The organism is Aquamicrobium zhengzhouense, from assembly GCF_016124105.1.
GTDB classification, from domain to species: domain Bacteria; phylum Pseudomonadota; class Alphaproteobacteria; order Rhizobiales; family Rhizobiaceae; genus Aerobium; species Aerobium zhengzhouense.
The window spans coordinates 1-12393 of record NZ_JADGMQ010000003.1; the positions used below are offsets into that span (position 1 = coordinate 1).

10 protein-coding genes and 1 tRNA gene are annotated in these 12393 nt (G+C 58.9%); 6 read left to right on the forward strand and 5 right to left on the reverse strand.

Features of this window, described 5'->3' with window-relative positions; translation table 11 throughout:
* The first annotated feature begins 56 nt into the window (after window positions 1–56).
* Entirely contained in the window at window positions 57–272 is a 216-nt protein-coding gene (locus tag IOD40_RS19855; RefSeq protein WP_210336812.1) for a metallophosphoesterase family protein, read from the forward strand.
* A 406-nt stretch (window positions 273–678) separates the two neighbouring features.
* On the opposite strand, the gene IOD40_RS05985 is transcribed toward IOD40_RS19855, so the two are convergent.
* Window positions 679–2466 carry a site-specific integrase gene (locus IOD40_RS05985; RefSeq protein WP_198475364.1) on the reverse strand — a complete coding sequence of 596 codons (1788 nt, stop codon included), beginning with the start codon at window positions 2464–2466 and terminating at the stop codon, window positions 679–681.
* Between the two features lie 213 nt (window positions 2467–2679).
* Window positions 2680–2770 (reverse strand) — tRNA-Ser (locus IOD40_RS05990).
* Between the two features lie 487 nt (window positions 2771–3257).
* Between IOD40_RS05990 and IOD40_RS05995 the strand changes: the two genes are divergently transcribed.
* Window positions 3258–4361, forward strand: coding sequence for a porin (locus IOD40_RS05995; RefSeq protein ID WP_198475366.1), 1104 nt, complete (start codon window positions 3258–3260; stop codon window positions 4359–4361).
* Between the two features lie 158 nt (window positions 4362–4519).
* On the opposite strand, the gene IOD40_RS06000 is transcribed toward IOD40_RS05995, so the two are convergent.
* On the reverse strand, window positions 4520–6619 hold the full coding sequence (locus IOD40_RS06000) for a lytic transglycosylase domain-containing protein (protein ID WP_198475368.1): 2100 nt from the start codon (window positions 6617–6619) through the stop codon (window positions 4520–4522).
* A 210-nt stretch (window positions 6620–6829) separates the two neighbouring features.
* Between IOD40_RS06000 and dapA the strand changes: the two genes are divergently transcribed.
* Window positions 6830–7711, forward strand: coding sequence for a 4-hydroxy-tetrahydrodipicolinate synthase (dapA, locus tag IOD40_RS06005; protein WP_198475370.1), 882 nt, complete (start codon window positions 6830–6832; stop codon window positions 7709–7711).
* A gap of 25 nt (window positions 7712–7736) precedes the next feature.
* Complete coding sequence (gene smpB, locus IOD40_RS06010) at window positions 7737–8210, forward strand: SsrA-binding protein SmpB (RefSeq protein ID WP_198475372.1); 474 nt, start codon at window positions 7737–7739, stop codon at window positions 8208–8210.
* Between the two features lie 22 nt (window positions 8211–8232).
* Here the strand turns inward: smpB and IOD40_RS06015 are convergent, their stop codons facing one another.
* On the reverse strand, window positions 8233–8898 hold the full coding sequence (locus IOD40_RS06015; RefSeq protein WP_198475374.1) for a uracil-DNA glycosylase: 666 nt from the start codon (window positions 8896–8898) through the stop codon (window positions 8233–8235).
* Window positions 8895–9479, reverse strand: coding sequence for a LabA-like NYN domain-containing protein (locus IOD40_RS06020; protein WP_198475376.1), 585 nt, complete (start codon window positions 9477–9479; stop codon window positions 8895–8897). The genes IOD40_RS06015 and IOD40_RS06020 overlap by 4 nt, the downstream gene beginning before the upstream one ends.
* A 193-nt stretch (window positions 9480–9672) precedes the next feature.
* Between IOD40_RS06020 and rpoZ the strand changes: the two genes are divergently transcribed.
* Both rpoZ and IOD40_RS06030 read left to right on the forward strand, forming a co-directional pair.
* Window positions 9673–10062, forward strand: coding sequence for a DNA-directed RNA polymerase subunit omega (gene rpoZ / locus IOD40_RS06025; protein ID WP_198475378.1), 390 nt, complete (start codon window positions 9673–9675; stop codon window positions 10060–10062).
* A gap of 110 nt (window positions 10063–10172) precedes the next feature.
* Window positions 10173–12389, forward strand: a complete 2217-nt coding sequence (locus tag IOD40_RS06030; RefSeq protein ID WP_198475380.1) for a RelA/SpoT family protein — start codon at window positions 10173–10175, stop codon at window positions 12387–12389.
* Window positions 12390–12393: the final 4 nt, after the last annotated feature.

Sequence of the window (12393 nt, forward strand, 5' to 3'; positions counted from 1 at the left end):
CCCATAATCATTCCCTGATGACGTCCCTAATGACGGAATTAGTGACGTAACTTCAGGTGTTCGCTGGAAATCTCAAAGGGGACCTCACCGGACGCTTACTCGTCAGCGACCTGTCGTCACTTATCAAAGCGGGCCGCCCTGACCTGTGGGTGCACGGCCATGTCCACGACACGTTCGACTACCGCGTTGGCAGCACGAGGGTGGTGGCCAACCCCAAGGGCTACAGAAACGAGAATCCGCTCTTCGACCCCGCAATGGTCATCGACGTCTGATGCGGCCGACGTGCAGCCTGCGCCACGGGAGCATGACAAATACGCAAGTGTGATGGTGACATCTTCGGGGCGGCAAGCAGTAAAGGCCGCCTTTACGGCTCTTGCTGGTGGTGAGCTTTACACTGATCCTCTGATCGAGGTCCCAGAGGACGTCTCAAGGGCATGAGGCAGTGGGAGCAATTGCTTCGTGACGTCCACGACTGCAGAGGCGGTTCCCCACCTCATTCCGACCCAATCGAACGACTTCCTCATGAAACCGTGGCCCGGATGTGAGGCAATCTCAGCGATCGGCAAGCCTCACTTGTTGCCCAGGGGGATCCCGGGAGAGAAAGAGGAAACGGCATCGATCTTTGCCATCTGATCGCTCTGCTGTGAAGCAAGACGGAGCCCACGAGCGGCGCAGCTGTCACTTCTTCTTGCGTCCGGACGTCCGCTTGGCGCTGGCCAGCTTGTCGAAATCAAGTCCCTTGAACATAGAGTAGTCGACGCGCTCCATCAGCCGGACATGCGCCATCTCACGCGCTCGGCTCTCGCTGATCGCCCGGAAGCCATAGAGGTCGTGCTCGTCGCTGAGGGTATGTCCCGCTTGGAGCTTGCGGTCGCGCGCGTCCACCTTGCTGTCGCGCATCATTTCGATGTAACCGCCCCGAAGCGAATGAAACACCTCCTTGTGCTTGCCCGTGATGCCCGCCCGTTTGAACAGGCGCGCCATGTAGGAACTCGCGCTCTTGGAGGGATCGGCGAGTCGCATCAGTTCCGGGAACAGGAAGCCATCACCTTGCGAGGTCGCCCATTCCACAAAGCCGATCTCCCGGAGGAAGTCATGCAGGACGAAGAAGGTCGTGCTGGCCTGCGTTTTGATCGGCACCCGTTGCCAGGTCTTGTTCACCTTAATGATGCCGTTGGTCTGCGCGACCCAGACACCTTCGTACTTTTCCCGAATATCGGCTCCGGTGAGGTGTACCAGCAGGCCAAGCCTTCTTCCGGTCAAATGGCCGAGAAGGGGCAGCATGGCCTCGTCGAGGAAACCGCGCCCGACGCCAGCGGCGAAGATCTTGCTCAACTGCAGGGCGCTGAGCGGTTCCCTGGCCTGACTGGGAGTGGCGGTGTCGGGGTAAGAAATGGTCACGCCAGCGAATGGGTTCGAATAATCGTACACCGCCATTCGCGAGCGGATCACTGCCTTGACGGCTCCGACATACCCTTCGCGAAGGGATTTTCTCGCCAGGGGCTTCCGGGACAGGTCCTGATTCATGGCGATGATTTCCCTGGCGGACAGGTCCCTGGGGCGGTCCTTTTCCTTGGCGGGCCAGTACTTCAAGAACTTGACGTAAGCCTGCAAGTCCGCAGACGTGTATGTGTCGACCGGATGGTCGCCAACGAGCTCGACGAAGAGGTCACATCGGTATCGAGCGGTCTTGATGTCGGGATTGTCTTCGCCGGATTTTACGGCCCTTGCCTCGAAATACTCGGCCGCGATGGTACTGAACAGCGGCTTGGAGGAGGCAGGTCGAGCAACCGTGCGGCGGTCAAGCTCAAAGGCGGGGACGGGTTGCCTCGGTGCCGCCTTCGGCGAATGCGAGGGAGCGGGCGGCTGGGCAGCGGGGCCAAGCGCGTCGATGCGGGATTCAGGCGCAGGCGGCGCAGCCTTCGGGGCTTCGCCACTCGTGCCGACTGTCGTCGTCGTCGCCGTTGCCATAGCTCGATCGGCGCCTTGAACCTTCGCCACGTAGCGGGCCTTCAGCAGATCGGCATTCTCCATGATTATTGGATTTCCCGCAGGCGCCTTGGCCACCTCGCGCGCAATGCCTACCAGACCTCGCAGACCCTCGAGCGCCGCCTCCTGATGTGGCGGAGACGTCGGAGCCTCTCCGGAAATCACGGACGCCATGGCCTTCAGATAACCACGCGCCTCGGCCAGCACTTCCAACGGCGTCTCACCCGTGAATTGTGGTGCGCCCGGTCCGTAAGCTTCGCTGCGGCTGCTCGCTCCGTCTTCGTCTTGCCCGTTTGCCAACTTTCTTGTCCTCACTCCCTCGAAGAAGAGGCGGGCATGAGCCGCCATGATGTCCGCCCGGATGCGGGCCTGCCTCGCGGTCAGCGCGCCGAGGCTGACGCGGACGAGGGGAAGCTCGTGGCCGCAAAGGTCCTTCGGAACCCTAATCTGGAAGATGTAAACGGAACCTGATCGCACGAGGTACCGCCCGGCCCCTGTGCCGCGCGGGCGTTTGGAGGATGCTTCCCGGGCCGCCGAACGCGTCCTTCCGAGCGATACTTCGGGCGATACATTCAGCGATACTTCTGACGATACATCCATGGCACAGACACCCTCATTTGGGTTCCCAGCCTGGAAATCATGTCGGGAAAACAGCGTCTTGCGCGTAATTGGCGAAGAGTGGATCCGCCGTGGCGGAGAGGATGGGATTCGAACCCACGAGGGCCTTTTGAGCCCTACTCCCTTAGCAGGGGAGCGCCTTCGACCACTCGGCCACCTCTCCGTTGCGCCTCAACTAACCCGTGAAGCCTTATGATACAAGCGATATTTCGGCCCGAATGAGCTAAACTTTCAGCATCCACAACGTGTACGATGCTTTATATATAGGCCCAGCACAGCACAGGGCTTTTCTTGCTGTGGTGCACGTATGCGTGCCGCTACGGAACCCTTCAGCGGAATCGATCCAGTCGGTATCGCGACGACTCCTGCCAGCGACGCGCGGAGAATCTCATCGGCTCTTGTGGTTGTTAATGCTTCATTAATGGCCACCATCAAATCGTGACCTTTCTGCCACAGGATGGTCTTATACCATATGGTAGTCGGGTGGTTCGGGGCCGAACTTTGTTGATCGAATGGCTGACCCGCGTATTCTCGGCCCCGAAGAGAGCGGAATCGCGTTGTCTTCAGATTGGGGATGGGGCAGGCACAAGCTGTCCTTCAGCGTAAAAAATACCCAGACCCGTTTTGTAACTTTGACTGGAGGTCAGAAAATGAACATCAAGAGCCTTCTTCTCGGCTCCGCAGCGGCTGCTGTCGCTGTTTCGGCTCAGGCTGCTGACGCGATCATCATCGCAGAGCCAGAGCCGATGGAATATGTCCGCATCTGCGACACCTACGGCACCGGCTTCTTCTACATCCCGGGCACCGAGACCTGCCTGAAGGTTGGTGGTTATGTCCGTTACGAAATGCGCTACCGCGACGTCGACGCTGGCGCTCTCGGCAACGGCGACAACTTCGACAAGTTCGCACGTTTCGCACCGACCTTCGACGCTCGCACCGCCACCGAGTGGGGCACCCTGCGCAGCTTCGCCGAGGTTGAGTTCAACTGGGGCAGCAACGGCGGCATCAGCGGCTCGGGCACCTCGACCAACCTCGCGCACGCCTTCATCTCGCTTGAGAACGGCGCAAGCACCTTCCTCGTTGGTAAGACCGACACCCCGTACCACAACCGCGCTCTGGGTGGCCTGCACAACGGCGGCATCTTCAACGGCATCCGCGGCAACAACGCCAGCATCAACCCGACCAGCACCGGTGTCGTCTCGTACACCTTCAACGCTGGTAACGGCCTGTCGCTGACCGGTGCTGTCGTCGAGAACGAGAACACCACCGAGTTCGAGCCGAACCTGGAAGCAGTCGTTCGTTACAGCCAGGGCTGGGGCGTCATCGTCGGTGCAGCTGGCTATGACAACGAAGCTGGCGAGTGGGGCGGTAAGATCGGTGCAGAGGTTGTCTTCAACCCGGTCACCGTTGGCCTGCAGGTCCAGTACGGCAGCAGCTTCGACAGCGCATACGGCGCTCGCTACCTCGACGGCGTTGCAGTTGGCTACGCTCCGACCAGCGAATGGTCGGCAGTTGGTTACGCTCGTGCAGCTCTGACCGACACCCTGACCGCTCGTGCGACCGTCCAGTGGTTCGAAGGCTTTGACCTTGGTGGCGTTGAGTTCGACGACGCTTGGCAGTTCACCGGTGGTCTCGAGTGGAAGCCGGTTAACGGCCTGAGCATCCTCCCGGAGATGCGTTACTCGATGACCGAGATCGGCGGTCAGGACGTCGACGTGATCGAAGCACGTCTTCGCTTCGAGCGTTCGTTCTAATCGGCTCTTTGAGTTGATTTGAGAGGACCCGGCGGGCAACCGCCGGGTTCTTTTTTTGTCTGTCAGCGGTTTTTCCCGCGCAAAAAAAAGAGCGCTACGAAAGCGCTCTTGAACTGGAGATGTGAGAACCGCGTTACCGGCCGGATGCAGACGAAAGGTTATCGACGTCCGTGAACCAGATCGCGGGCGATATTCATCTGGCCCGTCAGGCGCATCTTATAGACCTGATAGTTCTCCATTACGCGCTGCACATAGGAGCGGGTTTCGGTGAACGGAATACGCTCGACCCAGTCGATGACCTCCTCGACGGACTTGCCGCGAGGGTCGCCATAACGCTGGATCCATTCCTGCGCGCGGCGGGGACCCGCGTTGTATCCGGCAAAGGTCAGGATGTAAGAGCCGTCGAAATGCGCGAGCTGATCGTTCAGATATTGCGATCCAAGTGTCGCATTATACGCAGGGTCCGTCGTCAGTTTGTTTGGCGAATAGGAGACGCCTGCTCGCTTTGCCATTTCCTTTGCCGTTCCTGGCATTAGTTGCAGGAGTCCCAGGGCCCCGGCACCTGATTTCGCGGAAATGTTGAACTCGCTCTCCTGCCGGGCAATGGCGTAGGCAAGCGCCTTGCCTGCACCTGAAATGTTCGCATTGCCCGGGATGGCTCCTACCGGATGAGCGAGAGCGCCTACAGACAGGCCTCGTGCTGCGGCCCACTTGCCGACGCGCAGCGCCAGATAGTGGTTACCTTGGCGTTCTGCCATGACTGCCAGCAGCGCGAGCTCACCGGTACTTGAAAGCTCCTGCGCAAGCGCGCGGTAGAGGCTTTCGGCTCGTCGGCCATGACCAGCCTGCTCAAGGCGACCGATGGCTTGTACGGCATGCCGACGCTCGAAATTGGTGCGATCTGCGTCCGATGGAGCAGGGTAGGAGGCCGGGATGATATTGCGTCCAAGCTTTGCGGCGGCCAGCTGGCCATAGAAGGCGGTGCCATACTGAGCGGCGCGCTCGTAGTACTGGCGTGCATTACCTGGCCCACCCGCCTCAGCGGCGCGGCCGAGCCAGTAATTGGCTCGCGACAGCGAGATGGGACCGTCGGAGATTTCCGCGATGCGCGCGAAGTGGCGAGCGCCGGTTCGTGCATCACCGAGGCCGCGGAACGCGTACCAACCTGCGTGAAATTCCGCATCAACCGCCTGTGCCGGGCTTTCCGCCGAATGAGCAGCCGCAATCTTGTAGGCTGTCGCGGGATCCCCGATGTCCAGAAGTTCCCGCGAAAGGACGCGGCGCTCGACCCACCAGGCGTCAGGGTCGACTAGGCTTGCAGCATCACGCGGAGCTTTCAGCATGACCGATGCGGCCTGCTTGAAGCGCTCATTGCGCCGGTGATGGCGTGCTTCGGCGAAGATGTAGGCGGCGCCTCGTTGCGCACGCGGCACGGCTGCGAGCAGCTTGGCGGCATTTTTTTCGTTGCGGGTCACGGCCGCGAACGCTGCTACGAGTTCCTTTGCCCCGGCTAGCGAGGCTACCCGTTCTGCCGAACTGACGCGGTCCGAATAGAGCATGCGCTCTGCGCGGAACCGATGGTCCGCAGTGGAGATGACACGCCCGAACTCGCGAATGATCGCTTGTTCGTCTTTTGCATCAAGTCTTTCTGTTCGCCACATTCGTCCGAGCACAGCACGGGCTTTGTCGGTGCTTCCGACAGCCATGTGTGCGCGAGCGAGAGCGAGGGCGCCCTGGAAGGTCTGAGGCTGCGTATTTCCAAATGCCTCAAGGACTTTGCGAGGCGCGGGATTTTCCCGATAGAGTGCGCGCTCTGAATTTGCCCGCAGGGTGGCCATGCCGGGCCATGCTGAGAGCAGCCTCGCAGCTTCAGCAATTTCGCTGCTCGAGACATCTGGGCCTCCGGATATGGCAATCGCCCACATCAATATGTGACGATCTAGCGAATTCGTCGGCAGATTGTCTCTGGCAACGCGCGCTTTCGAGATGTCGCCGGAAGAAATTGCGTCGAGACCAGACTTTAGTCGCGCAATATTGCCTGTGCCCGTCAATTTTGATGCCATCATGCCGGCAGTGGCGCTGGCGGCGATCGAGCCGGTCGTGGCGCGATCAATGATCTTTGCTCCTGCCGCAGTGTAGGGTCGATCAAAGGGAAGGGGGCCAGCGTCCGGCAGATTTGTAAAGGCCAGAGCTGAACTGGTGCTGGTGAGAAAGGCAATGCCGACGAGTGCCGCGCATGCGCGTGTCGTGTCTTTCATGAATAGTCCCTAGGCCAGACGAGCTACGTGGTGGGTTGGGTGTGCCGACGCTCGCACATAAGCGGTGAAGATGTCGTAAACGAATGGTTAGCGCAGATCGTCCCAATGTAATGACCAACTTCAGAGCATCTTGCGGACTCCAGGTGGCGATACTATGAAGCCAACGCAAGTTCGTACGCTCAATGTCCGAGAAAAGTTTTGGAGCACACTATGTTCAGAGGGTCCTTGACCGCGCTAGTCACGCCGTTCACGCGCGAAGGCGCCCTGGACAAAGATGCCTTCCGGGCATTTTGCGAATGGCAGATTGAAGAGGGCACAACCGGCCTCGTACCAGTCGGTACTACCGGCGAATCTCCCACGCTGAGTCATGCAGAGCATCGCGAAGTGGTTGAGCTGGCCGTCGAGGTGTCCGCTGGTCGCGTTCCTGTCATTGCCGGAGCCGGGTCGAACAACACGGTCGAAGCGATCGAGCTCGTGCGCCACGCCGAAAAGGTGGGAGCTGACGCCGTCCTCATCGTGACCCCGTATTACAACAAGCCGACCCAGCGCGGTCTTTACGCTCACTATGCGGAAATCGCGCGTTCGACGAAGCTGCCGATCATCATCTACAATATTCCGCCGCGGTCGGTGATCGACATGACGCCGGAGACGATGGGTCGTCTGGCAAACGACTTCAAGAACATCGTTGGTGTGAAGGATGCGACCGGAAAGATCGAGCGCGTCTCGGAACAGCGCATGACCTGTGGCAAGGAGTTCATCCAGCTTTCGGGTGAAGATGCTTCCGCACTCGGCTTCAACGCTCATGGCGGTGTCGGTGCGATTTCCGTGACCTCGAACGTTGCGCCACGTCTTTGCGCGGAATTCCAGGCAGCTTCGCTTGCTGGCGATAAGGAGAAGGCGCTGGAGTTGCAGGATCGCCTGATGCCCCTACATAAGGCTATCTTCATCGAGCCAGGCGTTGCCGGTGCCAAGTACGCACTGTCACGCCTTGGAAAGGTGGAGAACATCGTGCGCTCGCCATTGATGACTGTCGAGGAGTCGACTGCGGAGCGTATCGATGCGGCATTGATCCATGCCGGTCTATTGAATTGAGGCACGGCAGATACGCGCGGAGACCATGAGCAAGGAGAAGAAACCCACCGGCAAGACGGTCGCGGAAAACCGCAAGGCGCGGTATTCGTATGAGGTAATCGACACCTATGAGGCCGGTCTTGCGCTGACAGGTACCGAGGTCAAATCCTTGCGCGAAGGGCATGCGAACATCCAGGAAAGCTATGCCTCGAATGAGGACGGCGAGATCTGGCTGATCAATTCCTATTTGCCGGAATATTTGCAGGGCAACCGGTTCAACCATGAGCCGAGGCGCCGCCGTAAGCTCCTGCTGAATAAGCGCGAGATCGCCAGGATGACGCAGGCGGTTGATCGTGAAGGCATGACGATGGTGCCGTTGAAGATCTACTTCAACGATCGCGGACGCGCCAAACTGCTACTTGCGATCGCGCGTGGCAAGAAGCTCCACGACAAGCGCCAGACTGAAAAGCTGCGGGACTGGAACCGCGAAAAGGGCAGGCTTCTGAAAGAGCGCGGCTAATTGGCCGCGTCAATTGCCGCTTTTAGTTCGAGCGTTCGCCCAGGTAATTCGCGACGCTTTTAAAAACGTCGACAAACATTTCCTCGGTCAGCCGGCCTGTGTTCGTGTTGTAACGCGAGCAGTGATAGCTCGAAAACACCGATACGTTGCCAATCTTGCCCTGTCCGCCATGACTGAACGGGAAGTCTGACACCCGCTGGCCAAGAGCGCGAATTGTCGACTGGTGGGCGATCGTGCCAAGAGTGACGATCGCCTGCAAATTGCGGAAACGTTCGATCGTCAGTTTCAGGAAGCTCCGGCACGTATTGACTTCAGCCCCCACGGGCTTGTTCTCGGGTGGCACACAACGCACCGCATTCGTCAAAGCAGCGCCTATCAGCTCGACGCCATCGTCCGGCCGTGCCTGGAATTCGCCAGTCGAAAATCCGAAACGCTTCAGCGTCGCGTAAAGCAGTTCGCCCGCGTAGTCGCCGGTGAAAGGCCTGCCAGTGCGGTTCGCACCTCGAAGGCCAGGTGCAAGCCCCACGATCAGAAGACGAACGCTCTCGTCGCCGTCACGGGAGAAGAAGGTCGGGACCGGCCCATTGAACCATTCCGGCTCGCGTTCCCGCCATTCGGCGATGAAATGGTGGAGACGCGGACAGAGGGGGCAGTCGTGCGGCGGCTCCGAGAGTCTTTTGGGGATCACAGATCGTCTTCGTCGAAATCAGCTTCAGGTTCGGGACGGCGCGCAGGTCGCTCGCCCGGATCGCGCCCTATTTCGTTCTTGAGCGACATTAGGTCAATGAAGTTATCGGCCTGTCGGCGAAGATCGTCGGAAATCATCGGTGGCTGAGAAGCCAGGGTCGACACGATCGAGACTTTCCGCCCCTTGCGCTGAAGCGCTTCCACAAGGGTGCGAAAATCGCCATCGCCCGAGAATATCACATAGTGATCGATATATTCGCAAAGGCTCAGCGTATCGACCGCAAGCTCGATATCCATATTGCCTTTAATCTTTCGCCGGCCGGTGGCGTCTGTGAATTCCTTGGCCGGCTTGGTCACAACCTTGTAGCCGTTGTAGTCCAGCCAATCGATCAACGGCCTGATGGAGGAGTACTCCTGATCTTCAACCAGAGCCGTGTAATAGTATGCCCTCAACAGGTAACCGCGGCTCTTGAACGCCGTCAGGAGCCTCCGGTAATCTATGTCAAATCCAAGTGATCGCGAGGTGGCGTAGAGATTCGCGCCATCGATGAAGAGTCCAATCTTTTCCCGAGGGTCGAACATATTGAAACTATCCGTTTGTCACCAATATAAACGAGATAACGCGATCTAAATCACTTTCCAAGGGTAACTCGTATTTTGTGCTACGGTTGGTCGTCCGACAGTGGGGAGGTGTGCCGAAACGCTTGTGTTAGACGCTTTTTCGCGATAAGGACCGCGAGACTCTCCGACATTTCATCGAAGAAAGGGGCAATGCATGGCCCGCGTAACTGTTGAGGATTGCATCGACAAGGTCGACAATCGCTTCGAGCTCGTCCTGCTCGCAGGACACCGCGCCCGCCTGATCAGCCAGGGCGCTCCGATCACCGTCGATCGGGACAACGACAAGAACCCGGTTGTGGCGCTTCGCGAGATTGCGGATGAGACGCTTTCTCCGGGCGATCTGCGTGAGGATCTGATCCACTCGTTGCAGAAGCACGTCGAAGTTGACGAGCCGGAAAACGATGTTCCGGATGCGCTGCCGGTGGCTACTGGCGCTGGTGACGAGCCTGAGGAAGAGAATGTTGTCTTCGATCGCATGAGCGAAGAGGACCTGCTCGCAGGCATCGAAGGTCTGGTCGCGCCCGAAAAGAGCGACGACTTCTGATCTCTGGCATAGCTTTCGCCGCTTTATCGGCGACGCATTCATGGTTATCTAGACATGCGCCGTGTGAACTCGCGGCGCATGTCTTGTTTTAGATGATAGGAAACGCGCCAATGATGCGACAGTACGAGCTTGTGGAGCGTGTTCAGCGCTACAAGCCGGATGTCAACGAGGCGCTTCTGAACAAAGCTTATGTCTATGCCATGCAGAAGCATGGCCACCAGAAGCGTGCGTCAGGGGACCCGTATTTCTCGCACCCCCTTGAGGTTGCGGCCATCCTTACTGAGATGCGCATGGATGAAGCGACCATTGCCGTTGCGCTTCTCCATGACACAATCGAGGACACGTCAGCGACCCGCCAGGAGATCGACCAGCTGTTTGGCCCGGACATGGGCAAGCTCGTCGAGGGACTGACCAAGCTGAAGAAGCTCGATCTCGTGTCCAAGAAGGCGGAGCAGGCGGAAAATCTGCGAAAGCTCCTGCTCGCGATCTCCGACGACGTACGCGTCCTGCTGGTAAAGCTGGCTGACCGGCTCCACAACATGCGCACACTTGGCGCGATGCGGCCTGACAAGCGCATCCGTATCGCCGAGGAAACGATGGATATCTATGCGCCGTTGGCCGGTCGCATGGGTATGCAGGATATGCGCGAGGAGCTCGAAGAGCTCGCTTTTCGTACGATCAATCCGGAAGCCCACAAGGCGGTGACACAGCGTCTTGAGGAATTTTTCGACCGTAACCAGGGCGTCATCGAAGAAGTAGAGCAGGCGCTTTCGGACCTTTTCGTAGAGCGAGCCCTTTACGCTGAAGTGAAAAGCCGCCGCAAGAAGCCCTGGTCGGTCTTCCGCAAGATGGAAACCAAAGCAATTTCCTTCGAGCAATTGTCTGACCTGATCGGTTTCCGCGTTGTGGTGGCGAATGTGGAAAATTGCTACCGCGCACTGGGCGCGATCCATACTACCTGGTCGATGGTGCCGGGCCGTTTCAAGGATTACATCTCGACCCCAAAGCAAAACGACTATCGGTCCATTCACACGACTGTCGTCGGCCCATCGCGGCAGCGCGTCGAACTTCAAATCCGCACGCAAGCGATGGACACCGTGGCTGAATACGGTGTCGCAGCGCACTCGATCTACAAGGATCATGGGTCGACGACCAATGCTGCCGGACACTCGGTATCGAAGGACAGCAACGCCTACGCATGGCTGCGTCAGACCATCGAAGCGCTGTCGGAGGGGGACAACCCGGAGGACTTCCTCGAGAATACGAAGCTGGAACTCTTCCAGGATCAGGTGTTCGCTTTCACGCCGAAGGGCCGCCTGATTGCGCTTCCGCGCGGTGCAACACCGATTGACTTTGCCTATGCCGTGCACACGGACGTCGGTGACACTTGCGTGGGCGCGAAGGTCAACGGCCGTGTCATGCCGTTGATGACGGAACTCAAGAATGGCGATGAAGTCGAGATCATCCGTTCAAAAGCGCAGGTGCCGCCCGCGGCTTGGGAATCGATCGTCGTAACGGGCAAAGCCCGCTCAGCAATTCGTCGCGCGACCAAAAACGCGATTCGTAAACAATACTCCGGTCTTGGCGTCCGTATTCTCGAACGCGCCTTTGAACGCGCGGGCAAGACGTTTTCCCGGGAGCAAATCAAGCCTGTGCTTCACCGGCTTGCCCGTAAGGACGTTGAGGATGTGCTGGCCGCTGTTGGTCGCGGAGAGCTGTCCTCTGTCGATGTCATGCGCGCAGTCATTCCTGACCACAAGCCTGAACCTGCCTCCGCGAAGCCGCGAGAGGAGGGGTGGTTCAACCTGCGCAATGCTGCCGGGATGTTGTTCCAGGTTCCGGGGCGCAAGAGCCGCAAGAGCACTGACGACAGCAGAGGTGCGCTACCCATCCGCGGTGTTCGTGGCGATCTACCGGTGTCCTTTGCTGCCGAAGGTGCGGTACCGGGCGACCGGATCGTCGGTATCCTGGAGCCAGGCAAGGGAATCACGATCTACCCGATCCAGTCGCCGGAGCTGACTGCGTTTGACGATCAGCCTGAGCGGTGGATCGATGTGCGTTGGGATATCGACGAAGCCGCCAAGGAGCGGTTTCCCGCACGTGTCTCAGTGACCGCTATCAATGAGCCCGGATCGCTCGCTGCGATTGCGCAGGTTGTTGCGGCTAATGACGCTAACATCCATCGTCTCGACATGGTCCAGACCGCTGCCGATTTCACGGAGATGCTGTTCGACCTCGAAGTTTGGGATCTGAAGCATCTCAACAATCTGATCCGTGAGCTGAAAGATTGCTCGAGTGTCAGCGCTGTGCGGCGTGTCAACGGATAAGGGG